Raw genomic sequence first — 25,565 nt, 5'->3', positions numbered from 1 at the left:
TTGGCGCAAAAACTAAATGATACTTGCATTCCCATGTGGTATGGGCTAAACTATTCATATCCATTTTGGATACCTCCTATGTGATTTTTGTGGTTGGCAAACCCACAACTATTATAACATAGGAGGTTTTTTGCTTGAAGCTAAAGCTAGTTGGGGACACACCGGCATAGCCGGTGGTTTTATTGTACCGAGATACAAAAAAAGAATCAGACGGTCTGATAAAAACCGTCTGATTCCTGTTATTATAATTGAGTAACTACTTTGCGGGGTGCTGTCATCTTCATACAGCGAAGCAGCTTGTCGTTTGGTTCAAAAATAATCTTTATCCGCTCTGAACCGGACTGGCTGATCAGTGTATAAGTTTTGGCATCCGGAATTCGGGAAGAAAAGTCCAGTACTTTCATGGTGCCTGTTTCATGATCTCTGGCTTCTGTAGAACCGGTAGGCGCTACAATCTGAATTTCCTCCATCGATCCTTCCCAGGCTTTCTTACGTTTGCTTTTGCCGTAAATTCTGTCTATGGACAATGTATTGGTCACAAACAGATACTCGTATTCCACTTCACTGTTGCGGAATACGACGTAGGTTGCAGCTCCGGCAGCGAACAATATGATCACTCCAAAGATACCGAAAACCGGAGAGATGGACAGGAAAAATGCGATCACGCACAGAATTCCCATCACAATTTTCAGTAGCATGGTATAAGCCGGAGACTTCCTCTTTACAAGCCATTCTGCATACATTTCATTCATAATAATACTGGATCCTTTCTCATACCTGCAAGGCGTCTCTTTCGTACAAATCTTACATCATATCCATTCCGCCCGGAGCCGGAACTGCAGGTGCTTTTTCCTTAATATTAGCAACAACAGACTCTGTTGTCAATAAGGTAGATGCAACACTGGTAGCATTCTGAAGTGCACTTCTTGTTACCTTTGTAGGATCAAGAATACCTGCATCAACCATGTCTACGTAAGCTTCTTTGTATGCATCAAAGCCAGTGCCAACTTTTGATTCTTTTACTTTATTGATGATGACGCTGCCTTCCAGTCCTGCATTGGCTGCAATGTGGTATAACGGAGCTTCAAGAGCCTTTAAGATGATCTTTCCGCCTGTCTTCTCATCGCCTTCCAGTCCGTTTACAAGACCTTCAATCTCAGTGATTGCATGGATATAAGCAGAACCGCCGCCTGCGATTACACCTTCCTCTACTGCTGCTCTTGCTGCAGATAACGCATCTTCCATACGAAGCTTTGCTTCCTTCATCTCAGTTTCTGTTGCAGCACCAACACGGATTACTGCTACGCCGCCGGATAATTTAGCAAGTCTTTCCTGTAATTTTTCTTTATCAAAATCAGAAGTTGTTTCTTCGATCTGGCTCTTAATCTGACCGATTCTTGCATCAATGGCAGCCTTGTCACCGGATCCGTCAACGATAACTGTATTTTCCTTCTGGATCTTAACAGATTTTGCACGGCCTAACTGATCAAGAGTTGCGCTCTTTAATTCGTAGCCCAGTTCCTCAGAGATTACTGTACCGCCTGTTAAAACTGCGATATCCTGTAACATCTCTTTTCTTCTGTCACCGTAGCCAGGAGCTTTTACACCTACTACATTAAAGGTTCCTCTTAATTTGTTAACGATCAGGGTTGTTAATGCTTCGCCTTCAATATCTTCAGCAATGATAAGAAGTCTTGCGCCGGACTGAACAACCTGCTCTAATAATGGAAGAATCTCCTGAATGCTGGAAATCTTCTTGTCAGTAATAAGAATATATGGATCGTCAAGATTTGCTTCCATCTTCTCCATATCGGTGCACATGTAAGCAGAAATGTAGCCTCTGTCAAACTGCATACCTTCTACAAGGTCCAGTTCTGTCTTCATGGTCTTGGACTCTTCAATGGTGATAACGCCGTTGTTGGAAACCTTCTCCATAGCGTCAGCTACCATCTCACCCACTTCATCATCTGCTGCAGAGATCGCTGCAACTCTTGCGATGGAAGCTTTTCCTTTGATCGGCTCGCTCATCTTTGCGATTGCATCTATCGCAGCCTGGGTTGCTTTTCTCATACCCTTTCTTAAAACGATTGGGTTTGCACCAGCAGCTAAGTTCTTCATACCTTCATTAATCATAGCCTGAGCCAGTACGGTTGCTGTTGTGGTACCGTCACCGGCAACATCATTGGTCTTGGTAGCAACTTCCTTTACCAGCTGTGCGCCCATATTCTCAAAGGCATCTTCCAGTTCAATTTCTTTTGCAATGGTTACACCATCGTTGGTGATTAACGGTGCTCCAAATGATTTATCAAGTACAACGTTTCTTCCTTTCGGACCTAATGTAACGCGAACGGTATCTGCTAACTGATTCACTCCTGATTCAAGTGCTTTTCTGGCTTCTACGCCATATTTAATCTGCTTTGCCATGATTCATTCCTCCAGTTTAAACTTTATTTTGTGATCTTATATTAGGAAATCACGCCTTTTTTATCAAAATCTGCTGTTACCTGACGGTACTGCGTTTATTATTCAATTACTGCCAGAATATCACTCTGCTTTACAATTACATATTTCTCGTCGTCTTCTCCGGTTTCGATCTCTGTTCCTGAATATTTGGAGAAGATTACTTTATCGCCTGTTTTCACCTGCATGGAAACTTCCTTACCATCTACAAGACCGCCAGGTCCTACTGCGATGACTTCCGCCTGCTGCGGCTTTTCTTTTGCCTGACCCGGCAGAACAATACCGGACTTTGTTGTCTCCTCTGCAACCAATGGTTTTAACACAACTTTGTCAAATAATGGTACTAATTTCATTGCAATTCCTCCTCATAACCTTCTTATTATTTCTTTCTTATGGCCTATAGAAAGAAGTTATTTTTTATTCACATAATATGTTATATCACTCATTATTAGCACTGTCAATAGTTGAGTGCTAACTTTATATTTTTTTTACATTTTTACCATATTTAATCGGATTGAGCCGTTACTTACATAGTTTATAGAAATTTTCTTATTATATACCTTTATTTTTTTTCGGGTAAGTATTACAATAGGTTAGAGAATGAAAGGAGTGTTTTAAAATGGCAAAAAGAGGTAATGGTTTTGGGAAATTCGTGGCACTTGCCACTATCGCCGGTGCTGTTGCCGCCGGCATCTCTTATTTTACAAAATACAAATCCTTCCATAAGGAGCTGGAAGAAAACTTCCATGATTTTGAAGATGACGGGAATGATGACATTTCCAAGATTGACAGTACGATGAACCGCAACTATGTTTCTCTTCATGCTAATAAGGATGAGCTGAAGACAGCAGCCTCCGATATGGCAGACGCAGCGAAAGACGCAGCAACTGCGGCAAAAAACATGATGAAGGATGCAGCTACCATAGTAAGCGATACAGCCAGGGAAGCAGCTTCTGCAGTGGCTGATACAGCGAAGGATATGTTTGATTCTGCAATGGAAAAGGAAGATACGCAAGAGGAGGATTCTGACATTACAGAAGACGGCGGTCTGGATTATTCCGCTTCTGAATCAGGACAACCTGCTGCAGATGAATCACAGATAGACAACACAGTAACAGCGGGATCTTCCGATGATACCACCACCATTGTGGAGGAAGAATTGCAATAAATTTTCTGCTGTATGCAGGTAAAAGGAGTATTTTTTGAAGGAATGTCTCAGAATATACTCCTTTTTTAGTGTTTCTTTCATGGGCAGAAGGCATTAGCTGATAATCATACGGCACCAAGGTTCCATTTGACAACAGCTTAAAATGGTAAACGATAATAGGGAATTCTTTTGCATTCCTCAAATCCTAATTTCCCTGCAAGCTTTCTGGAACCCATATTTCCCGAGTTGCAAGACCAAACAGGTTCCAAGCCATTTTCGAGACAATAATCGATCAATCGTGCGCAAACCCTTGCTGCAAAGCTTAAACCGCGGTACTCTGTGCCCGTCTCAATTCCAATTTCAAGTTTACGGTCAATTACACAGGATGCGAAGGCGGTAGAAGCTGGGATCCTATCTTTTAATAACAGCGTAAATCCAATCCCATTCTTTTCGAAATCACAGTAGCTGTTCCAAAAATATTTCGGCACTACGTTTCCAGCCAGCTGATTGAAAATATCTTCTGTCATTGAGACAATTTCGGCTAGTTCATTTGGAAGACTTCTCCTGAAGGCAAGATACTTTTCTTTCCGGAAGGTAAAATTAATTCTCTGATATTCCAGGACTTTATCAGCTTCCGCTGCCGACGGATCACTGTACGGCTCATCCGCCCCTTTTTTGATTAAATTATCCCCTAAAAGAGTTTCCATCTTCGAATATAGCGCGGCAGGATATACCTGAAGCCATTCCGCTCTTTTTCTGCATTTGTCAGAATTGAGCAGATGTGGTTTCAGTTCTCCATAAAACGCTTCATTACCGTTTTCTCCATATAGTAAAGACATTCCATAGGGATGTTGAAGATAAAATGAAGCTGGTGAGGTGTTATCATCAGCAAAAACTTTTCCGTCTGCTTTTCTCTCCAATACTGACATGGCAAATAAAGTATTAATCTTAGCTGCCTGTAATGTCAAAATCAGATTTTGAAACATTTCTTTTTTTAATTCAATCATTAAGACTGCCCCCTTATATTTTAGTGGCTTTAGTATATAATGCAATTACTTATAGGTCAAATATACAATATTAAATCTGTACTACTACAGACCGGGCATTGAGGATGCATAATTGTCAAATATAAAAGCCGCTGTTTTCACCAGCGGCCTGCTTTAAGTAAAGAAAATATAACTGATTTACCCAGGTTCAATACAGTATTCAAACCCGGCATCCCGAATCATTTTTATCGTGCTGTCAATGCTCTCACCGCCTGCGGTAAGATATCCGGAAGCAAATACAGAATCTACCGCATAAAACATCCATTTTTCTTTTCCTTTTAAATAAAGCTCCCTTCCTGCCGCACACCGGATATCTGAATCCGGGTTTAAAAGTCTGGCAAGGCAAAGAACTTTTAAACAGTACTCTGAAGTGAGAATGGCAGTACTCTGATTCTCCAGTGCTGTCCCTTTTATAGGGATCAGGAAATTAATCGGAACTGCCTTGGGATTTATGGTCTGTATCTCAAACAGCATGTCCACCACATCTTCCGGCTTCTCTCCCAGTCCCACGATTCCGCCGCAGCACAGTTCAAACCCCATCCCTTTCAGCATTTGAATATTGGCAATCCGCTGCTCATAGGTATGGGTCGTGCAGATATTCGGATAATAATTTCTGCCTGTATTTAAGTTGTGGTTTATTCTGTCCACACCCGCTTTCTTTAAAGCCGCTGCCTGCTCTCTTGTGAGAAATCCGATGGAGCAGCAGACCGGAGTATCCGCTGCTTTCTTAAGTCTCTTAATTTCCTCAGCAAATGCCAGAATGGCTTCATCAGAAAAACGGATTCCGCTTAGCCCGATGCAGTGGCGTGCCAGCTTCTTTTCTTTTACCACATAACCGTCTTTTATAAGCTTGTCACTGGTAATCAGCTCATATGTATCAATATCTGTTTTCGCCTGTCCGGACTGGGCACAATAGGCACAGTTCTGCGTACAGTTGCCGCTGCGGGCATTTGTCAGCAGGTGAATATCCACAATATTTCCTTTATGCTTTTTTCTTAAGGAATATGCCGCCTCAAGGAGCTTTGGAAGTTCTTCATCCGGCATCAGGAGTATGGACCTGGCATCCTCCTTTGTAAGATTCTCATATGTATCTGTCATTTACTGCCTCCTCATATCCCGCCTTACCACTGCAGGGCTCTTTGAATCACCGAATATAAACGGCGTACCAACACAATAATAATGCATGTCTTTAATAAATCTCCAGGAAGAAACGGAATCACGCAAAGCCCAAGTGCAGCCGAAAAAGAGGTATGGGTGATATAGGAAAACCACAGGGTTCCAAAAACATAGGTAATCAGCCAGCCGGCAAGAATCGATACTGCCAGCGCCTTAACCGTCCGTTTACCAAAACGTTCCACAATCCAGCCGGTCACGTAAGCAGACACAACATAAGCGATGATATAACCTCCCGTAGGCCCGGCGATCCTGGTCAGTCCGCCGTTAAAACCAGAGAAAACCGGAAGCCCTGCCGCACCCATCAGGACAAAGGTAAGCTGGCTTAATGCACCAAGTCTTGATCCCAGTAAACAGGCAGCAAGAAAGGTGGAAAGATGAGCGAAATTAACGGGAACCGGGCCGATGGGTATGGTGACCTGAGACAGAATTGCAGTCAGAGAAGCAAACAGCGCACATAACGTAATTTCTTTTGTTTTTAAATTTTTCATGAAAAATCCCCCTGTATATTGATGTCATTTTTCACCATTATACAAAGGGATTTTTAAAATGTCAACCAAAATATATAACTCGGTTAACAATCCATCGTTCTATTACAAAACAATCCTCTATTTTTCATAAAGGAACTCTTCCGGCAGTGTCACTTTAAAATCCCGTGCCAGATCTTTAAAGTTCTCCGGTGTGATTGTCTGGAGCTTATCCGGACGTATGGATAACACTTTTACCAGAATCTCCGCAGATTTTTCAACTGTGTGCATTAATCCGAAGGTTAAATCAAAATCCTCACCGGAAGCAAACAGACCATGATGAGCCCATACTGCCACATCATATTTCTTCATCAGTTCACTGGTTGCAACTGCAATATCACGTCCGCCCGGCACCATCCAGCCAACAACACCCACGCCTCCAGGGAAAACAACAGGACATTCCGTAGCCATTTCCCACAATTCTCTTGTAAACACACGATCCTCTAATGGAAGCACAAATGTCAGCGCAATAACGTTTGCCGGGTGGGCATGGTAAATGACGCGGTGCAGCCCTTTGGTTGCATTCTTCTTCACTTCATGATTCATTAAGTGGGAAGGCAGCTCACTGGTGGGGCGGCCTCCGTTTACAAGTCCCCAGCAGATCCGGTAATTTTCTCCGGATTCATCGATCTCTATGATACAGGTATTGGCAGCCGGATCCAGAATGACATTGCGGAAATATTTTCCGCTTCCTGTTACCATAAAATATTCTCCTGCCAGATCCTTAACCGTTGTTCCGATTGGCTGCCAGGGAGTATTTCTGTTTAATTCTTCTTTTACAGACTCCACCTCTTCCGGCTTAATCCGGTAGCTTAAATTGCCTCCGTTTCTTTCATGCCAGTTCTGCTTAAAACCATCGTCACACATACGGATAAAACCTGTTACAAATTCTGCATCTAAAATCTTCATGTTTTTTCTCCTCTATTTGCGGTTTGCCAGTACTTCTTTTTCATATGCGGTAATCTGACTGAACCAGTCTTCTTTTGCAGGTACTCCGTTTAACTCACAGAAATAGTTCCATACATCGCCGACCGGGTAGAGCTTTAACTCTTCCTGAAGCATCATAAGCTCTGTAAAATTACGGGATTCCTGTAAAGCAGCCAGTTTTTCATTTGGAAGCAGAAGTGCATTTAAAAGAGCTTTCTGCATGTTTCTCATTCCTACTACCCAGGCACTTAAACGGTTGATGCTGGCATCAAAAAAGTCCAGGGCCAAAAGGACGCGGTCTGCTCCGCCCCGTACAATCTCCTTTGCAATCTCTTTCGTCTCATCGTCAAATAATACCACATGGTCGCTGTCCCAGCGAACCGGTCTGGTTACATGAAGCGCCACTTTATCAAAGAACAGCAGCATGGAAGATATCTTATCGGAAACTACTTCCGTCGGATGATAGTGTCCGCTGTCCAGCAGACAGAGAATATCATTCTTTGATGCGTAGTTCATGTAAAATTCATGGGAGCCTACCGTACAGCTTTCCATTCCGATGCCAAATACCTTGGATTCCACTGCAACGTATACCTTAGACTTATCGTAATCCATGGAAAGGATCTGGTCAAGGGAATCCTTTAACCTTGCTCTTGGTGAGGTACGGTCGGCGGGAATATCCTTAAATCCGTCCGGTATCCAGATATTCATGGTGCAGGGAGTATTTAATTCCTGGGCAAAATACTCAGAAATGCGGATGCAGGCCTTAACATGACGGATCCAGAACGCTCTTATTTCAGGATCTTCGCTAGATAAGGTGGCATTCTCTGCCTTTGGATGTGAGAATAAGGTTGGGTTAAAATCAATGCCGATCCCTCTTTCCTTTGCAAACTCCACCCATTTAGCAAAATGCTTCGGTTCCAGTTCATCCCGGTCAGCCCATTCTCCCTCTTCAAAGATTCCATAGCTTGCATGAAGATTAATTCTGTGTTTTCCCGGAATCAGGCTCAGCGCCTTGTCCATGTCTGCCATCAGTTCTTTGGGATTACGTGCCCGTCCGGGATAATTTCCAGTGGTCTGGATTCCCCCTGATAATGCACCGGCTCCGTCAAACCCGGTTACGTCATCTCCCTGCCAGCAGTGCATGGAAATAGGGATCTGTTTCAGTGCAAGAAGTGCCTGGTCCGTATCAACTCCTACTGCTTTATAGCTTTCCTTTGCCGCTTCATATCTTTCTTTGATTGTCATGGTTTTTTCTTCCTCTCTTTTCTCAGTCTAAATGAAATACCGGCTTTAACCCGTCTGAAACAGGGCTGTTGTCAGAATTGGTTTTCATAATGTCCGCCATATAGTCCCACCATTTCCGGTTAATGGGTGTATCTGCAGATTTGGCCCACTTCTCCTCATCTTCTATTTCAATATATCCATACAGCACATTGGTTTCTTCATCTAAAAATATGGAATAATTATGGCCGCCGCACTCATGAATCATCTCTTTCATCTCCGGCCAGAGCAGATTATGACGCTTTTCATATTCTTCAGCCATTCCTTCATTTAAATACATTTTAAATGATTTTCTGATCATAGTTCCCTCTCCTTTACAAAACCTCTCACAACGGCTTATATTCTTTTACAGCAAATGACCGGTAAACTGATTCTCTTGCTGATTTTAAATCTTTAAATTCCCCGCTAGCAATCATCTGCGCCAGCAGATTTCCGATTGCAGTCGCTTCTCCCGGTCCGGCGTAAACAGTCTTACCGGTTTGCTTCGCAGTTAATTTATTTAAGTAGGCTGCGTTGGAACCACCGCCGACTACATGAAGGTCTGAATATGTTTTTCCCGTAATGGATTCCAGTTCTTCTGCCGTTTCTTTATAACAAACCGCAAGGCTGTTATAAATTACTGCCGCAATCTCTCCCGCGCTTTTAGGAACGGGCTGTTTTTTATTTCTGCAGAAATTTACAACCGCTTTTATCATGCTTTCCGGAGCCAGAAAACTGCTGTCGTTGCAGTCAACCAGAGAAGGGATCGTCTCTTTTGAAGCAAGGTCACACAGCTCTGCAAAGGAATAATGCTCCCCTCTCCCGGCCAGTTCTTTTTTCACCGACTGGATCATCCAAAGGCCCATGATATTCTTTAAATACCGATAGCGGTAATCATACCCGCCTTCATTGGTAAAATTAGCTTCCATGCTTTCTTTGGAACAATCCGCAGCCAGAAGTTCCGTTCCCATAAGAGACCACGTTCCAGAACTGATATAGAGAATATCATCCTCTTCACCTTCCTTATCCGGAACTTTAGGAACTGCCATGACTGCAGAACCGGTATCATGAGTGGCCGGCAGTACCACTGTACAGGAAAATCCCACCTCTTTTATGATTTCCTCCGTAAACTGTCCTGCATTAGTCCCAGGCATGGATAATGGACCAAACAGCTTTTCCGGATAGGAGAGCATACGGATCAGTTCATAATCCCAGTTCTCTGTTACAGGGCTCACCAGCTGGGTCGTGGTAGCATTGGTATATTCCTGTTTTTTTTCTCCGGTCAGCAGAAAGTTAAAGTAATCGGGAATCATAAGGAAAGATTCCGCTCTCTTAAGAAGTTCCGGCTCTTTTTCTTTAACAGCCATAAGCTGATAAATCGTATTGAAAATCTGTTTTTGAATTCCGGTTCTCTTATATAAATCATTCTGGGAAATGATTTCATATACCTTCTCATCCATTCCCGATGTTCTGCCATCCCGGTATCCTGCTGCCCTTCCAAGAATTTTATTATTCTCATCAAGAAGAACAAAATCCACTGCCCATGTGTCAATTCCCATACTGACAGGTATCTTATCCAGCTTTTTACACTGCTTTAATCCCTCTTTTATTTCTGCAAATAAGGACTCCACATCCCAGGACAAATGCCCGTCCTCCTGCTTCATGCTGTTTTCAAAACGGTAGATCTCTTCCAGAACTATTTTGCCGTCCTGTACAGTCCCAAGTATATGGCGGCCGCTGGAGGCCCCAATGTCTACGGCAAGATAATATTTCTCCATCCGCACCACACTCCTTTCCTTATTCTTGCCCATGCTCTTTGGGCATAAAGGGATACCCGCAGGGTGTTTCCTTGTTCTTGCCCACGCTCTTTGGGCATAAAGGGATACCCGCAGGGTGTTTCCTTGTTCTTGCCCACGCTCTTTGGGCATAAAGGGATACCCGCAGGGTGTTTCCTTGTTCTTGCCCACGCTCTTTGGGCATAAAGGGATACCCGCAGGGTGTTTCCTTATTCTTGCCCATGCTCTTTGGGCATAAAGGGATACCCGCAGGGTATTTCTTTATTTATCATAACGGATATTCACACAAAAAATAAGGTCGCTGTTTAATTAAAACTGCGTCCTTATTTGCATTATAGGCACTGTAACACCTATATGAATGATAGAAAAGGTAAGCAATGCTAAAATGAATGAAGCAAAGGCCATAAGATCTTTAAAGCCATACTTCATCCGCACCACCTCCTATCTATGTAGAGATAGAAGGCCAACGCCCTTGCAGTTACACGATTGTTCCATATCACTATGGTAACATATCCCATTTTAATGTGATATTACTTATCCCTGGTAGCAGGTACAATAACGGTACTGCTGCCGTTTCCCGCCTTTCCCTCGACTTCGTTCCTTTTCTCGGTGTTCTCTCGTGGTTTGCTGCCACTTCTGGAAGCGGACAATACTGTCCCTAATCAAACATACCGCCACCACTATCCATAGGTTTTGGAAAACTGCCTTTAATTATGCAATTATTGCAGTAATGTCCCCCATGCCCACATAAAGATAAATCTTAATAATCAACAACAATGCAAAACGCCACGGAAATACTGAATTTCAGCATACCATGACGCTTGATTGTTATTTTGATACCATTTTGCATAAATAAAAACAACGAGTAATAAACTGAATAACTGGAATTATTTGCATTTTCCAGCCGGCCATTAATACAATCCTTAATCAGTTTTGGAAGAAATAAGTAATTCTTTTAAGTCCATAATAGACATTTCGTGCTCGTCCAGTATTGTGGATACTTCCTTAAACTGTTCCAGCTTTATTTTATCCTGAATTTCTTTTTCTTTTTCATCCAGTGTAATGAGACATTCCTTATACTGCTTAATGGATTCCTGCACTTCCTTTAACTCTTCCTGAAGTTTTTCCAGTGCTGTCTTTCTGACTCCTCTTGGCATATTGGTCCTCTCCTTTACAGATATTATTAAATTAACCATATATAACCAAGTATATGCAGATTTATTTTTCTTTATTACAGAAATACAACTTTTTAATAAATTATCTTAGTTTTCTTTTCTTCTTTTTAAAGCCCCGGTTAAAGTTTTAACTTCTTTGCAAAGAATGAATGTGATTTTATCATCTCTTTCCTTCCGGAAACGGCAATGATAAATTCTTATCCCTGTATTCTTTTGGAGACATGCCATGGTAATTCCGGAAAATCCGGTGAAAATAACTGGTATTATCATAGCCTACTGCAACTGATATATCGGTTATGGAAAGTCTGGTATTAAGCAGAAGAAACGATGCCTGATTCAGCCGTTTAATCTGTATGAGTTCCTTAAAAGTCCGGCCGGTAAGACGTTTTACTGCTCTGCTCAGCCAGTAAATATTGTAGTTTAACCGGGCTGCAAGTTCTGTCAGTTCTCCGTCCTTATAATTTTCATCAATAAACTTTAAAACCTGAAAGGTCAGCTTCTGGTCAAAACTTTCTGTTGTATGGCTGATTTTATCCGTGTAATGCATCAGCTGGAGAAATAAAAGACCCATTGTAACCTGATTGATGCTTCTTTTATTGGGCTGGTCATTGAGCAGGGTCCAGACCATATTTTCCACAAGATTCTGTACCGGCAGAACGTCTGCCACCTGAAAATGTAAGTAACTTGCATAACGTGGATCAAAACACAAACTGCCCACCAGAAAATCCCTCAGAAGGTTTTTCTCCTCCCCCATCATCTGAAAAGCGGTATCAAAAAATTCCGGAAGAATGATAAAGTTAACCGCAATATCTCTCTCACCTGCGGGAAGTATTTCCTGGGATGCATGCTGATTTAGAAACAGCAGTTCCCCAGTCTTTAACACCACTTCTTCCCCGTCAATGCGGTGTGTCGTCTCTCCCTGACACATATAAATCACTTCTATATAATTGTGCTTATGTCTTGGAAAATGAACAAATCTGGTATGTGGCCTGATGCGGATCATTTTACCGTGCTCCAGCATCTTTTTACTGTCAATCACCAGCTCCTGCCCCTCTGTATAACGTTTCCGGTCGATCTCCGTCCGTCCGTTTATGATTTCCCGTTCCTCATCGGTGATGACCGCCAGACGATTAATAATCTCCTGATTCACTGTTTGGTGCCTCCTCCTTCGTTCTGGGAGAACAGGATTAAGTTCTTCCATCTATCCTCACCTATGGCTCGTTCACTGAGTGCATAAGCGTGGTCTTTTTCACCGTTAGCCAGGAGTTTATAGATGACTGCTCCATTTGCATCTGTATCCCTGATCCACCGGTCATTTCGTACTATTACCCCGTCTGCAGTCTGAAACTGCCAGACAGCCGTCTCCCCCTGCCTGTTGGTGCTGGAATAAGTGATTTCTCCCTGCATGAGATCATTCTGAAACATTCCGTTTTTTGAGGTTTTGACTGTAATATCCTGTGTCACTCCATCGTAATAACGGTAACCACATTCTCCGCTGCCGTTCATCTTTCCATTCTTCCAGTTTCCATAAGAATAATCATATCGTCTGCCTTCTTCCAGACTAAGAACTGAAATCGCAGCAGCAGTCCCATCCGGAACTCCATTCTTAAAATCTCCATAAAAGACTACTGCTGGTTTTAAGAATACCAGTCCTGCACCGTCTGTTATTTCACGTTTTAACCTGCCTTCCGAATACATGCAGGGAAACTCATTTAAAGAATTCTGATTTGCCTCTACAAGCCTGGCAGCTCCTTCTAAATCCCCTTCCTGAAACCTTCCGGTCAATCCTTCCAAAAACTCCTGGTCAGCCGCTTTTAAAAATATTCCGGGATCCTGTGTCTCAGTTATGGCCATTTTCTCTGCAGGTGCATCCTGTGCCTGGATCTTACTTCGCTGTGGTTCCTTAATCGGTACCTCCTTACTGTTTCTTACCGTTCCTGCCACACTTAAAAGAAACATCAGAACATACACCAGGGCAATGGTGATTCCTGTCCTTAAATTTTCCTCTCTTTTTGTTTTATTCAGATCATGGTTCACTTAATCACCCCCTACTGCCGTCAACCGACCAGGCTTCTTTTAAAAGAACGATTCCTTCCTGTATCTTTTCCTCAGTCAGATTTGCAAATCCAAGAATGACTGTCGGCGGGTATTTGTTGTGCTCCCTGTGGATAAAGGAACCGGAAAGACCATATACCTTTACGTTTCGCTCCTCTGCCCTTGCAACCAGTTCCTCCTCCGTTCTTCCCCGCCGGTCGGTAAGAAGCAGATGAAGTCCTGCATGCTCGCCGCCGATAAAAAACTGATCTTCAAAGGACTTTAAACCGGCAGTCAGCACATCATGTTTGGATTTATACAACGCTCTCATCCGGTTTAAATGGCGCTCATAATGCCCCTCGGACATGAACTGGTAGAGTATATTCTGGTCAATTCTTGATACAGTGGAAGCGTAGAAACTGATCCGTTTCTGATAAATCCGGCAGAGCGTCATAGGTAATACCACATAACTGACACGGATGGCCGGAGCGATGGATTTGGAAAAGGTTCCGCAGTAAATCACCCGGTCCCTGTCATCCATCCCCTGCAGGGCAGGAATCGGCTTTCCTTTATACCGGAACTCACTGTCGTAATCATCTTCAATTAAATACCGGTCCTCACATTCATACGCCCATGCCAGTAATTCCTGCCTGCGTTTGACCGGCATAATAATTCCGGTTGGGTACTGATGGGAGGGCATGACATAGGCAATATCCGCTCCGCTTTTTTCAAGCAGCCGCACATCCATTCCTGACTGGTCCATATCCACCGGCACAACCTGATACTGCAGACTGTCAAACACCCGGTATGCCTGTCTGTAAGTAGGATTTTCCATGGCAATGGTTCTGTCCCTCCCAAGAATCTGGGAAAGCAGCATCAGCATATATTCGCTTCCTGCACCTACAATGATCTGTTCCGGGAGACAGTTGACTCCTCTGGCAGAATGAAGATAGGAACGGATCGCTTCCCTGAAAGGTAATTCTCCCTGTGGATCCCCGGCTGCAAACATCTCCCTGTTATCATCAATCAGCGTATTTTTCGATATCCTCCTCCATGTATTAAAGGGGAAACTGCACAGATCAATTCCTCTTGGAGAAAAGTCCACAGCCCATTCTTTCTTTCCGCTTTTCTTTTTTGTATCGGAAAAAAAAGAGGGCTGTCTTTTCATTTTTTCCTGACCGGTATCAATAAGTCCGTCGATTTTCAGCACAAAGTAACCCCGGCAGGGAACCGCTTCAATATAGCCCTCTGATAAAAGCTGCTCATAGGCCATCTGGGTGGTGCTCCTGCTGACTTTTAAATGCTCCGCCAGCAGTCTGGTGGAGGGAAGGCGGACCGCCGGTTTTAGATTGCCTTTTACAATTTCACTCTTAATGTAGCTGTAAATCTGGCTGTAATAAGGCCATCCCGGCTGATTCTTTAAGGGTATCATCAGCTCCATGAAATAAACATTCCTCCTTTACCGGATAGGAAAAAATGCCGCACGTCCCTTATCCTTCGGTCATGCGGCATTTTTGTTCAGCTGTACTATTTTGCAATTTTAAAGGAACTCTTTAAGGATACAATCCGGTTGAATACCAGATGTTCCGGTGTGCTGTCCTTGCAGTCAACACAGAAGAAGCCGTTTCTTACAAACTGGAAGCTGTCATATGCCCTGGCTCCTTCAAAGCTGGGCTCCACATAACAGTGTTTTAAAACAGTCAGGGAATTGGGATTTAAGTTTAAGCTTCCGTCTTCGTTTAACTTCCCTTTTTCTTCATCCACGATGTTCTCGTATAAGCGGCACTCCACTTCCTGCGCAGTGGCTGCAGCCACCCAGTGAATGGTACCCTTTACTTTTCTGCCCTCGAATCCGGAACCGCTCTTTGTCTCCGGGTCATAGGTGCAGTGAACAACGGTAACATTGCCGTTCTCATCTTTTTCACAGCCTGTACAGGTGACAAAATAAGCGTTCATGAGGCGGACTTCATTGCCTGGGAATAAACGGAAATACTTTTTAATGGGCTCTTCCATGAAATCTTCCCGCTCAATGTAAAGTTCTTTTCCAAATGGAACTTTTCTCTCACCCAACTCCGGATTTTCCAGGTTATTGGCAACATCCAAATACTCCGTGGTATCCTCCGGATAATTATCGATTACCAGTTTAACGGGATCTAAAATCGCCATCATTCTGGGTCTTTTCAGTTTTAAATCCTCCCTGATGCAGTATTCAAGCATGGCGTAATCAACAGAGCTGTTGGCCTTGGAAACACCTACCAGGTCTACAAACATACGCAGGGATTCCGGTGTATAGCCTCTTCTTCTTAACGCAGCGATAGATACCAGTCTGGGATCTTCCCAGCCGTCAACAATGTTGTCCTCCACAAGCTTTTTGATGTAACGCTTTCCAGTCACTACATTGGTCAGATAAAGCTTGGCAAATTCAATCTGGCGGGGCGGATTTTCAAATTCACATTCCTTTACTACCCAGTCGTACAGCGGTCTGTGATCTTCAAATTCCAGCGTACAGATGGAATGGGTAATATGTTCAATGGCATCTTCTATGGGGTGGGCAAAATCATACATGGGATAAATACACCATTTGTCCCCGGTGTTATGATGGGTCATACGTGCCACACGGTAAATGACCGGATCACGCATGTTGATGTTGGGAGATGACATATCAATTCTGGCTCTTAATACCTTTTCGCCGTCTTTGTATTTTCCTTCTTTCATCTCTTCAAACATCTTTAAGTTTTCTTCCACACTCCGGTTTCTGTAGGGGCTTTCTTTACCCGGGGTTTTAAAATCTCCTCTGTATTCCCGGATCTCTTCGGCCGTTAAATCACAGACAAATGCCTTTCCTTTCTTTATTAAAAGAACTGCACAGTCATACATCTCCTGGAAGTAGTTAGAAGCAAAGTAAAGCCTGTCATCAAATTCTGCACCAAGCCATTTTACATCCTCAATAATGGATTCCACGAATTCTGTCTTTTCTTTTGTCGGGTTTGTATCATCAAAACGGAGGTTGAATTTTCCGCCATACTTTTTAGCCAGGCCATAGTTTAACAGGATGGATTTGGCATGTCCGATATGCAGATAACCGTTTGGCTCCGGCGGAAATCTGGTCTGCACATGGTTATAAACGCCTTCTAAAAGATCCTTGTCTATCTCCTGTTCAATAAAGTTTTTAGAAATTATTTCATCTTTGTTATCTTCCATCTTTCTTCCTCCATGTCAGTCACTTCAATAATACAATATCATATCATACTTCAATCAATTCGAAAAGGGGGAAAACGTCTTAATCCTATATCAGATAGCCTTTCTTTTTCAGCTCTGCCTCAATAAAATCCAGATTTTTCTCCGTATCTGCCTCTACAGTATGATAATGACAGCCTCCAGTCAGTACATTTAAGGGCTGGTCATTGGAGGATTTCATATGCTCCACAAATTCTGCAGCATCCAGACGGTTGTTAATAATTAAATCCACCTCAATCTGTCCGTATAACTGGTGTTCAATCAGCACATTTTTAAGCCTTCCCCCATAATCAACGATGGTATTAAGTTCATCTAAGGTATGCTCTGTCCGGTGGCTGGTCCGAAAGATCCTTATATATGCCTGTTTATCTTCGTCTTCTCCTCTGTGAAGGAGGTAGCCTTTATTGGTGGATATGATTCTCTCATTTTCCGCCCGCAAAAGTGCGATATCCTGTACAACCACCTGTCTGCTTACGCCCAGTCTCCTGGCCAGATCTCCGCCTGCTACCGGCTGTCCTTGCGCAATTAATAGTTCCACTATTTTTTTTCTTCTTCTGCTTCCATCCACGTCTCGTCGTACCTGCCTTGTATTCTGATGTCCTCTGTTGTCAAAAATGCTCCTTCATATCCAAGGAGTTCGCAAAGTCTAGTGATGTGAGGCGGCTCCAGCCGGGCTTTTAAAAGAATGTCCTTCTGGTAAAAAACCTCCTCTCCCGGTCCGTCTGAAATCACTTTTCCCCCTGCCATAACAATAACCCGCTCAAAATAACGGGCCACAAAATCCATGTCATGAAGGATTGCCAGTACGAATTTTCCTTTTTCTGTCATGGTACGGATTAACTTCCCCAATACTTCCCGTCCCCTGGCATCCTGGGCGATGGTGGGTTCATCTAATATCAGCACCTTAGGGTCCATTGCGGCAACGGATGCAATTGCTACCATTTTCCGCTCAGACAGATCCAGATCATAAGGATTTTCTTCTGCTGCATGGAGAAGCCCCACCATCTCAAGGGCTTCTCTGGCGCGATGTTCCGCCTCGTTTCTCGTCATGCCAATGTTTAAGGGGCCTACCATCACCTCTTCCAAAACCTGGTTTTTAAAAATCTGGTCATCGGGATTCTGAAATACATATCCCACCTTTTTTGCAAGCTGGGCCACCGTCCGCCCTGAAATATCTTCCCCTTCAAGCAAAACAGTTCCAGCCTTTGGTTTTAAAAGTCCCTTAAGCAGCTTAACCAGGGTAGTTTTTCCGGCGCCGTTCTGTCCGATCACTGCAGTCGGTCTCGCATCCAGGGTAAGTGTAAGATTTTCAATCACAGGAGCGCCAGGTATATAATAAAACCCCAGATCCTTTATGTTAAATATCTCCGTCTCCTGTTTCACTCCTTTCCTGCCCCTTATTCTTCCGGGAAGGCTGAGAGGAAACTGTTCCTTTAACTTTTGTATCTGTTTTAAGGTTACGGGATAGATAAGCTCCTCTCCCTCTTTTCTGTGCACGGAAAGAGCTTTGGAAACCTGGGTGTATACAGGAGGCTCCACTCCCAGCTTACTTAAATCATCTCTGGAAAAAATACGCTCCGGAACATCATAAGCCACCTGTTTTCCCTGATGAAGCAATAGTATTTTATCACAATAGGCCGCCAGCTTTTCCATCTTTTGTTCTACCATGATGATGGTGATTCCGGTTTTTGCCAGCTTTTCAACCACTTGAAACACATCCTCGCTGCCCTGGGGATCCAGCTGGGAGGTCGGCTCATCAAGGACAAGAACTTCCGGCTCCATGGCAAGAATGCTGGCGATAGCCACTCTCTGAATCTGTCCACCGGATAAATCAAAGGGATTCCTGTCCTTATACCTGATGATATCCAAAATCCGTAATGCATTTTCCACTCTTTTTCCGATCTCTTCCCTTGGAATTCCAAGGTTCTGAAGGCCAAAAGCAATTTCATCATAAACCGTATCCTTCGCACCGGACAGCTGGTTAAACGGATTCTGAAACACAAGGCCCACCTTCTGGCACAGCGCTGCAATCGGTACCTTTGAAGCTTCCATTCCGTCTATGAACACCTTTCCTCCATACGCTCCCCGGAACATGGTAGGAACCAGCCCCGCAAATGCCTGGCAAAGAGTGCTTTTTCCTGCCTGGTTCTCCCCTGCAATCCCGATAAACTCTCCCTTTTCCACTTCAAAACCAATCCCGTCAAGGGCCAGCCTACGGGTGTGGGGATACCGGTATTTCAAACCGCTCACTTCAATGAATGCCATACATCACCCTCCATACAACCGAAGCCGCAATAAACAGAACCATGAGAATCATGAACCGTTTATCCCTGCCCGAAAGCCGGTGTTCTCTTAAAAAAGTCTTTTTATTTTTTGATCCGAATCCTCTCACTTCAAGGGCAATCGCCCGTTCCCTGGTATTGATGAGAGAGCTGCTGACTACGGGAGAAATCAGAGGAATAAACGCCTTCGCCCTGGTAAATAAGCTTCCTTCAGTTTCCATTCCACGGCTCCTCTGGGCATCTAAAATGGTATTCATGGTTGCCATCATCTGAGGTATGATTTGAAAAACAGAGGTGATCATATATCCGAATCTGGGAGAAAAACCGGTCTGTTCCAAATCATCCACCAGATCCGCGGGCTTGGTGGTCAGTACAAATGCCGCAAAAGCAAGAAGCATATTTAAAATATTAAGACCGATCCGGCATGCGTAAAGGAGACCTTCCTGATAAAAGGCCAGAGCTCCGATCCGAAACAGAATCGTCATGTTCTCCTTATTAAACAGACCGTGAATAAGAAAAATAGTGATGATAATGGTAAATGAAAATGCAATCAGCGGAAAAACCTTTTTTAAGATTCCTCCGCTGATCAAAAGGCCCAGACTGATTACCAGAAACAGCCCGTACATCCACAGCGCGCCTCCAATCAGAGGCACGCTGATGGCTGCCAGAATATAAACCATCTTGGCAAACGGGTGAAGTCTGGTTAAATAGCTGTCCTTATCTACGTAGAGACTAATGCTTTTCATAGGAATGAACCCTTTCTTAATCCAGACTTTCTACTTCATCATTGACGTCATAAAGGGAGGTGAGTTTTTTAGGCAGTCCTTTCATTATGGCAAAAACAATGAGGACTGTTATCAGCTTGTCCGGCACATCCACAACCAGTTCATCGAGAAATGATCCTAAGAATACAGGCAATCCGGCTGACTGGGACCACCCGAATAAAAGATCTCCCCAGACGTTTCCGGTTGCACCGCCCCAGAATATCACATTTAAAGGAGTGGAGATGACAACTGCCGTAAGTCCTGCAGCTACTGCAGTCAGAATGGCTCCCGACAGCTTTTCCATATGTCCAAGTCTTGCCATGATTCCCACTGCAGCTCCGATTCCCAGACTGGTTAACGCATAGATCAAAGTGATGGAATCACCGGTGGTAAAGCCAAAAATCAGGTTGTTGGCGGCTCCGCAGACAGCCCCGATGACCGGACCTCCAAGCACTCCACCGATACAGGTTCCGATGGAATCCAGCCAAAGAGGAAGTTTTAAAACTGATGCAAAAAGTTTTCCTAAATAATTAATTCCGATGCAGGCCGGTATCAGCACAAAAGTGGCTGCGTGCAGCCTGGTCTTAAATAAATGATTCATCTCATTTCCTCCATTCATGATCCTGATTGATTCATTCGTACAAACGCTTCCAGCGCTGTAAGGATCTCCATTTGTTCCCCTCTCATCATGGCAGATTCGCCGTCAGTATAGCTGTTAATCTGTTCTGAGAGCTCATCCTGATATTCCACCACTGTATTCAGTATGGACGCCGTTTTAACCCCCCGCAAGCCTCCTGTTACAAATACAGCAGCCGTCTCCATGTCAGATCCAAGTACACCTTTCCCCGCCCAGTAAGCGCAGATTTCCTCTTCCTGATCGATGTAGAAGCTGTCGTGGCTTCTGGCAATTCCAACATGAGTCCTTGCCCCCAATGCTTTAGCGCTTTCCATACAGTCAATCAGAAGTCCCGTATCCGGGATTGCGGGATACTTGGAATCCACATAGGAAGAGGACGCTCCATCATCCCTGACGGCTCCGTTTACCAGAATTAAATCTCCCAGTCCGATTCCTTTTTTAAGGGCCCCGCAGCTGCCGATCCGGATCATTCCACGGACTCCGATTCTTGATAGCTCCTCTACAGCGATTGCGGCCGATGCTCCCCCTATTCCGGTAGAAACCGCCATCACAGGCACTCCATGATAAAGGCCTTTTATGCTGCGGTATTCCCTGTTGTAAGCCAGCTCCTGCACCTCCGACAGATATGGAGCAATCCGGTCTAAGCGGGCCGGATCCCCAGGCAGCAGAGCATAGGGTGCTGCCTGACTGTGAGACAGCCTGATATGGGGCATGATTTCAGCCAAAATTACCATCTCCTTCCTTTTCTCTGCTCTGAATTTAGCACAAAGGAGCTGCCTTGTCAACCAAATGTCAGGTGACAAGACAGCTCCTTTCTTTTTTAAAATTTTTTGTTTTTATTTATTTTCTTATGGCAGCTGACCATAGATCCTGTTTCTCAGTAAACTGTTTATTGATCCACTCCAAAGCCTGCTCTCTTCCTTCCTCCGAAAAAGGGAAAACTGCTTTCGTCTTTTTTTCATCGGGAGTCGCTTCATAACAGTATGGCTGGGGATATACGGTAACTTCAAGCCCCTCTTCTTCCTTATTAATCCGATACCGCATTCCATTCATGCTTCCTGTATAAGCCTCTTTTTTAAAAAACTGGATTGGTACAAAGGTTTCTTTCTTAAGCATGACTAATCAATCTCCTTATTTGACACCGGGACCTGTTTTTTTCTTAGTGGACTTGGAAACTCCGGGGCCGGCTTCCTGCTGGGGGTTATTCATAACAGGGGTTTCCTGGGTGGAAGGCGTTGTTACCGCAGATGTTGCAGGCGCTTCCGTTGTTGGAGCCGCCGTTGTCGGTGCGGCTGTTGTCGCGGCCGCTGTGGCCGGAGCTGACGTTGTGGAAGGCGTTGTTGCCGGCGTTGTCGCAGTCGTTTCGGTTTTCGTTGTACCGTTTGAGGTTGTCTTTGATTCCGTACCAGGTAAATTGTAGCAGAGAACCGGCACTTTTGACGGAATATTTTCAAAAAGAGTTTTGGCCATCGCAGGCGGAAGGTTTACACAGCCATGGGACCCGCTGGTTTTGAAAATGCTTCCTCCAAACTGCTTTCGCCAGGTAGCGTCGTGAAATCCGATGTTGCCGTTAAATGGCATCCAGTAAGCGACCGGGGTTCTGTAATCCTCTCCTTTTAAGGTCGCATCCTTCTGCTTATAGGTAAGGGAGTAAACGCCTGCCGGGGTTGACCAGCCCTTTGATTCATTTCCTGATACAAAATCAGTATCAAGAACCAGTTTACCATCTTTATAAAAATATAAATGCTGGGCTGTGAGATTTACTTCCACATAGGTATTGCCATAATCATTCTCTCCAAAACTGGCGGCCTCCTGCTTATACACAGGAACTCTTTCCTGGCTTTCTCCAGAGCGGATAATTCCTGCCAGTTCATCGGCTTCGGCCTTCTGGTCAATCTTCCAGCCATAACTTCCTCCGGTTATTTTTACCGTCTTACCATAGGAAGTGTTAAGAGTCTTTGCCTTTGATACCGTATCGTACTTTGAAGCCAGCCCTTTTACATAAGCAGTTACCTCAGAACTGCTTAAAAACGCCTTGCCGTCTTCTCCTACTCCCACCCATTTGGAAATGGTATCGCCGTTTAACACTTCTTTCTTATCGCCAAACTGATAGGTTACTTTCACGTTGGTATACCGGTTTAAGGTCTGGACCTGGCTGACCAGGTCAGGATCATCTGCTGTGATCTGCGGTTTTTTATAAGCATCGCCTTCGTCTAAGGATACCTCTGTCTTTAAATCCATGACAGCAGCCGATATCAGCGATTTCACCTTTTCCGGATCAGGCCGGTTTCCCTCATCTGCCGACACAATATGATACCCTTTACCGGACTCATACTGTGAAATGGCAGCATCCTGGGGTTCTTTTATCTTATCTTCCTGGAAACAGGACAGCTTTGTTACAGCTGCATCAAACTGGTCCTGATTATATTTTACCAGGGTTCCTATATCAAAATTTTGAAATTTCCTAATATGCTTTGCCCATTCAAGAGGTTTCTGCTGCTGCAGCAGTTTTTCCACACTTCCGTCAAAAACTGCTTCCATGCCGATATCAGTACCTTTAATGATCTCTGTATTGTCACCCCGTTCTTTAATTGTAAGCTGGTAACCGTCAATGCCGGCTGCAACCATCGTCTTAACCTCATCAATGGATTTTTTGGATGCATCCATACCATTGATAATGGTGTTGGGGAAAAACACCTCTTTATACTGTCTTCCGATCTGTAAATATGTAAGCGCCGCTATTAATGCGACTACGGCAACGGACCCGCCTCCGATTACAGCCAGACCCCCGATTCCCAATGACTTTTTCTTCCTGCTGTGGGGCTTTTGCTTTTCCATTTATTTCCTACCTCTTAACTAGCCTTTTTATTCAGATATTATTATATCGTAAAACCTCGAAATATGTCTAAATATTTATGGTATATTTCTTGACTTTTTTATTACGATTTGACCTGACATTTCCAGAATATTCATATTGACTTCCTGCCTTTCATAAGATATGGATAAGAACAATTGGAAAGAACCAATTTATGGCTAATTATTTATCTGTATACGGAATCATCAGTTCCGTTTCTCCCTTTTATACTTCGGTTTCCGGCAGCAGCTGCTCCCTGCTTCTTTCTGTGAACGCACAAAACCTGGGGCAGATTAATTTTGTCGTAACTCCCCAGACCTTTGTTTTAGAACAGCATACCTTCCGTCCTGGTGAACGGATTATCGGCGTATACGACACCAATGTACCTGTCCCCCTAATTTATCCTCCCCAGTACCTGGCTGTTGTTATGGCACAAAACAGTGATGGTTATGAAGCGGCCCTGGATTATTTTGATGAAGACTTATCAAATGCAGCGCAGACTATAAAGCTGAATATTCCGGCAGATGGAAGTACACAGGTCGTTCTTGCCAATGGACAGAATTATCTTTTCAGCCCCGGTGAGCACTATCTTTTTATTCTTTATATGTCTGCTTCCGATCATATTCCAGCCGAAATTACGCCTTCAAAGATCATCGTATTTTGCTCTGATAATGAATAAACCCATGAAAAAAGCCGTCTTATCCGCTCATCTGGCAGGCCGTAAGACAGCTTTTTTATTAATAATGGCATATAACGGGTATTCCGGTATAAATCAGCTCATAAAGAGCCTTTGCCTTTTTGGGAGGAAGATTAATACATCCATGACTTCCGCCGGTCTGGTAGATGGAACCTCCGAATTTGCTTCTCCAGCTGGCGTCATGAAAACCGATTCCGCCGTTAAAGGGCATCCAGTAATCTACATGGCTCTCATATTCATAAGTTCCGTCCGGTTTTTTATCACCCCGCAGTATACGGTCAGTCTGCTTATAGGCAAGGGTATAAATGCCTTCCGGCGTGGATAGTTTCTTTGATACATTCCCAGTCACACAGGGGGAATCCCATATGACACTGCCGTTCTGATACATATAAACATGCTGGGCAGCCATATCCGCTTCCACATAAGTACCGCCCCAGTCCACATTACGGTCAGCTGCTGCCAGGCTGTACTGGGGATTTCTCTCCTGGCTTTGTCCGCTCTGAACAATGGCAATAAGCGCCTGAGTCTCCGCTTCCTGATTAATCCGCCAGCCATATGCACCGGAAAGAGACAAATCCCTGCCGTCAGCCGCTTTAAACGGCCGTGCTTTTCCAGCCGTATCATACTTTCCTGCCAGTGACTGAATATATGCTGCAGCTTTTGCCCCGCTTATGTGGATACCTGTCTGGTCCGAGCCTTCAATCCAGGTACAGAGCTGTTCTCCAGTCAGCACTTCTGACTGGCTGCCAAATAAATATGTGACTTTCATCTCCCTGATCTGGTTAAGCGCCGCACATCTGGCTGCCAGTCCTGAATCCTGTGATGTCACAGTAATGGTATCATAACAGCCATTTTCCTCCAGACTGATCTGTCTGGTCTCCTGGGTTAATGCAGCCCGGACTACTTCGTCAAGCTTCTTTCTGTTTACGCTGTTCCCCTGAATCTCAGGAATCACTGTGAAGGGCTGTCCCTCCTGCCAGTCCGAGATCTTTGCGTTTTGTGTAACCACAATATCCTTACTGCTTACACAGGCAAGAGAATCCAGCCGTTCTTTCAGCTTCTCTTCCTGGTAGGTTACTGTGCTTTTCAGAACGCTGCTGTTGTCAATATCAGGACCTGCCACCCGTCCGTTACTATTCTGCTGGGCCAGTATATTCTGAAGTCCGTCGGTGATCACTACCTGATACTGAATATCTGATCCCTTAATTACTTCAGAGGCACCTCCCGTTTCTTTTATGGTAAGCTGATACTCTCTTCCATAAAAACCTTCTATCTGTACCTTTGCCTCCTCTACAGTCATACCTCCCACCAAAACTCCGTTGATCTTTGTTCCGGGCACAAACTTAGAAGCATCATCTGCCAGTGCAGTTATAGCTCCTGCCAGTATAAAAACTGCTGTCAGAAAAGCAATTATCCCTACGGTACCTGCATGACTCTGTTTCCTGCTCATTCATCCAAATCCTTTGCTGATTAATTATTATGGGAAAATATCCCACTTCTTCTTAGGTTAGCACGATTCCATCAGAATAACAAGTATCAAAATCCACAA

Annotated in this window: 26 protein-coding genes; 3 read left to right on the top strand and 23 right to left on the bottom strand. The window is 44.1% G+C overall.

From position 1 onward, the window contains the following. Positions 1–130: 130 nt before the first annotated feature. Positions 131–256 carry a hypothetical protein gene (locus DS742_RS29830; RefSeq protein ID WP_278336089.1) on the top strand — a complete coding sequence of 42 codons (126 nt, stop codon included), beginning with the start codon at positions 131–133 and terminating at the stop codon, positions 254–256. Here DS742_RS29830 and DS742_RS23455 read toward each other — a convergent pair. From DS742_RS23455 to DS742_RS23445, 3 genes are all read right to left on the bottom strand, one after another. After that, positions 243–752, bottom strand: a complete 510-nt coding sequence (locus tag DS742_RS23455; protein WP_117419384.1) for a DUF6106 family protein — start codon at positions 750–752, stop codon at positions 243–245. The two genes, DS742_RS29830 and DS742_RS23455, sit on opposite strands and share 14 nt — an antisense overlap. A gap of 52 nt (positions 753–804) precedes the next feature. Further along, positions 805–2,424, bottom strand: a complete 1,620-nt coding sequence (groL, locus tag DS742_RS23450; protein ID WP_117419383.1) for a chaperonin GroEL — start codon at positions 2,422–2,424, stop codon at positions 805–807. A gap of 98 nt (positions 2,425–2,522) precedes the next feature. Next, positions 2,523–2,813, bottom strand: coding sequence for a co-chaperone GroES (locus tag DS742_RS23445; RefSeq protein ID WP_097005136.1), 291 nt, complete (start codon positions 2,811–2,813; stop codon positions 2,523–2,525). Positions 2,814–3,079: 266 nt separating this feature from the next. On the opposite strand from DS742_RS23445, the gene DS742_RS23440 reads away from it, so the two are divergent. Continuing rightward, positions 3,080–3,628 (top strand): hypothetical protein, encoded by a 549-nt coding sequence (locus tag DS742_RS23440; protein ID WP_242996710.1) that lies wholly within the window; start codon positions 3,080–3,082, stop codon positions 3,626–3,628. Between the two features lie 137 nt (positions 3,629–3,765). On the opposite strand, the gene DS742_RS23435 is transcribed toward DS742_RS23440, so the two are convergent. The 19 genes from DS742_RS23435 to DS742_RS23345 form a co-directional block, all read right to left on the bottom strand. Continuing rightward, a complete protein-coding gene (locus DS742_RS23435; protein ID WP_117419382.1) occupies positions 3,766–4,614 on the bottom strand; it encodes a GNAT family N-acetyltransferase in 849 nt (282 codons plus the stop codon). 177 nt (positions 4,615–4,791) lie between these two features. Continuing rightward, positions 4,792–5,751, bottom strand: a complete 960-nt coding sequence (gene bioB, locus DS742_RS23430; protein ID WP_117419381.1) for a biotin synthase BioB — start codon at positions 5,749–5,751, stop codon at positions 4,792–4,794. Positions 5,752–5,774: 23 nt separating this feature from the next. After that, on the bottom strand, positions 5,775–6,317 hold the full coding sequence (locus DS742_RS23425; protein WP_117419380.1) for a biotin transporter BioY: 543 nt from the start codon (positions 6,315–6,317) through the stop codon (positions 5,775–5,777). A gap of 117 nt (positions 6,318–6,434) precedes the next feature. Continuing rightward, positions 6,435–7,262: a rhamnulose-1-phosphate aldolase gene (gene rhaD / locus DS742_RS23420; RefSeq protein ID WP_117419379.1), complete on the bottom strand. Its 828-nt coding sequence runs from the start codon at positions 7,260–7,262 to the stop codon at positions 6,435–6,437. 12 nt (positions 7,263–7,274) lie between these two features. After that, positions 7,275–8,525 carry an L-rhamnose isomerase gene (locus DS742_RS23415; protein ID WP_117419378.1) on the bottom strand — a complete coding sequence of 417 codons (1,251 nt, stop codon included), beginning with the start codon at positions 8,523–8,525 and terminating at the stop codon, positions 7,275–7,277. 22 nt (positions 8,526–8,547) lie between these two features. Then, on the bottom strand, positions 8,548–8,862 hold the full coding sequence (gene rhaM / locus DS742_RS23410) for an L-rhamnose mutarotase (protein ID WP_117419377.1): 315 nt from the start codon (positions 8,860–8,862) through the stop codon (positions 8,548–8,550). 25 nt (positions 8,863–8,887) lie between these two features. Then, complete coding sequence (rhaB, locus tag DS742_RS23405; protein ID WP_117419376.1) at positions 8,888–10,318, bottom strand: rhamnulokinase; 1,431 nt, start codon at positions 10,316–10,318, stop codon at positions 8,888–8,890. Positions 10,319–11,259: 941 nt separating this feature from the next. Further along, positions 11,260–11,493: a hypothetical protein gene (locus DS742_RS23400; protein ID WP_117419375.1), complete on the bottom strand. Its 234-nt coding sequence runs from the start codon at positions 11,491–11,493 to the stop codon at positions 11,260–11,262. A gap of 178 nt (positions 11,494–11,671) precedes the next feature. After that, a complete protein-coding gene (locus DS742_RS23395; protein WP_117419374.1) occupies positions 11,672–12,661 on the bottom strand; it encodes an AraC family transcriptional regulator in 990 nt (329 codons plus the stop codon). Beyond that, complete coding sequence (locus DS742_RS23390) at positions 12,658–13,548, bottom strand: MORN repeat-containing protein (RefSeq protein WP_117419373.1); 891 nt, start codon at positions 13,546–13,548, stop codon at positions 12,658–12,660. The genes DS742_RS23395 and DS742_RS23390 overlap by 4 nt, the downstream gene beginning before the upstream one ends. Positions 13,549–13,552: 4 nt before the next feature. Continuing rightward, positions 13,553–14,986 carry a MocR-like pyridoxine biosynthesis transcription factor PdxR gene (pdxR, locus tag DS742_RS23385; protein ID WP_117419372.1) on the bottom strand — a complete coding sequence of 478 codons (1,434 nt, stop codon included), beginning with the start codon at positions 14,984–14,986 and terminating at the stop codon, positions 13,553–13,555. Between the two features lie 86 nt (positions 14,987–15,072). Further along, positions 15,073–16,746 (bottom strand): glutamine--tRNA ligase/YqeY domain fusion protein, encoded by a 1,674-nt coding sequence (locus tag DS742_RS23380; protein ID WP_117419371.1) that lies wholly within the window; start codon positions 16,744–16,746, stop codon positions 15,073–15,075. A gap of 85 nt (positions 16,747–16,831) precedes the next feature. Next, positions 16,832–17,320 carry a transcription repressor NadR gene (locus tag DS742_RS23375; protein WP_242996708.1) on the bottom strand — a complete coding sequence of 163 codons (489 nt, stop codon included), beginning with the start codon at positions 17,318–17,320 and terminating at the stop codon, positions 16,832–16,834. Continuing rightward, positions 17,320–19,047 (bottom strand): ABC transporter ATP-binding protein, encoded by a 1,728-nt coding sequence (locus DS742_RS23370; protein WP_117419369.1) that lies wholly within the window; start codon positions 19,045–19,047, stop codon positions 17,320–17,322. Before DS742_RS23370 ends, DS742_RS23375 begins: the two co-directional genes overlap by 1 nt. After that, positions 19,034–19,810 (bottom strand): energy-coupling factor transporter transmembrane component T family protein, encoded by a 777-nt coding sequence (locus tag DS742_RS23365; protein WP_117419368.1) that lies wholly within the window; start codon positions 19,808–19,810, stop codon positions 19,034–19,036. The genes DS742_RS23370 and DS742_RS23365 overlap by 14 nt, the downstream gene beginning before the upstream one ends. 16 nt (positions 19,811–19,826) lie before the next feature. Further along, positions 19,827–20,429, bottom strand: coding sequence for an ECF transporter S component (locus tag DS742_RS23360; protein WP_117419367.1), 603 nt, complete (start codon positions 20,427–20,429; stop codon positions 19,827–19,829). Between the two features lie 14 nt (positions 20,430–20,443). After that, the gene (locus DS742_RS23355; RefSeq protein ID WP_117419366.1) at positions 20,444–21,190 is read right to left on the bottom strand and encodes a nucleoside phosphorylase; all 747 of its coding nucleotides are present in this window, start codon (positions 21,188–21,190) and stop codon (positions 20,444–20,446) included. Between the two features lie 115 nt (positions 21,191–21,305). After that, complete coding sequence (locus DS742_RS23350) at positions 21,306–21,581, bottom strand: GNAT family acetyltransferase (protein ID WP_117419365.1); 276 nt, start codon at positions 21,579–21,581, stop codon at positions 21,306–21,308. A 15-nt stretch (positions 21,582–21,596) separates the two neighbouring features. After that, positions 21,597–23,303, bottom strand: a complete 1,707-nt coding sequence (locus DS742_RS23345) for a L,D-transpeptidase family protein (protein ID WP_117419364.1) — start codon at positions 23,301–23,303, stop codon at positions 21,597–21,599. A gap of 191 nt (positions 23,304–23,494) precedes the next feature. Here DS742_RS23345 and DS742_RS23340 point away from each other — a divergent pair, with 191 nt between their 5' ends. Next, the gene (locus DS742_RS23340) at positions 23,495–23,998 is read left to right on the top strand and encodes a hypothetical protein (protein ID WP_117419363.1); all 504 of its coding nucleotides are present in this window, start codon (positions 23,495–23,497) and stop codon (positions 23,996–23,998) included. A 58-nt stretch (positions 23,999–24,056) separates the two neighbouring features. Here DS742_RS23340 and DS742_RS23335 read toward each other — a convergent pair whose 3' ends face one another. Further along, positions 24,057–25,466: a L,D-transpeptidase family protein gene (locus tag DS742_RS23335; RefSeq protein ID WP_117419362.1), complete on the bottom strand. Its 1,410-nt coding sequence runs from the start codon at positions 25,464–25,466 to the stop codon at positions 24,057–24,059. Positions 25,467–25,565 lie beyond the last annotated feature (99 nt).

Source organism: Lacrimispora amygdalina, assembly GCF_003432035.1.
In the GTDB taxonomy this organism is placed as follows: domain Bacteria; phylum Bacillota; class Clostridia; order Lachnospirales; family Lachnospiraceae; genus Lacrimispora; species Lacrimispora amygdalina.
The sequence above is the reverse complement of the archived record's forward strand: the minus strand, read 5'-3'. Positions and strand labels throughout refer to the sequence as shown.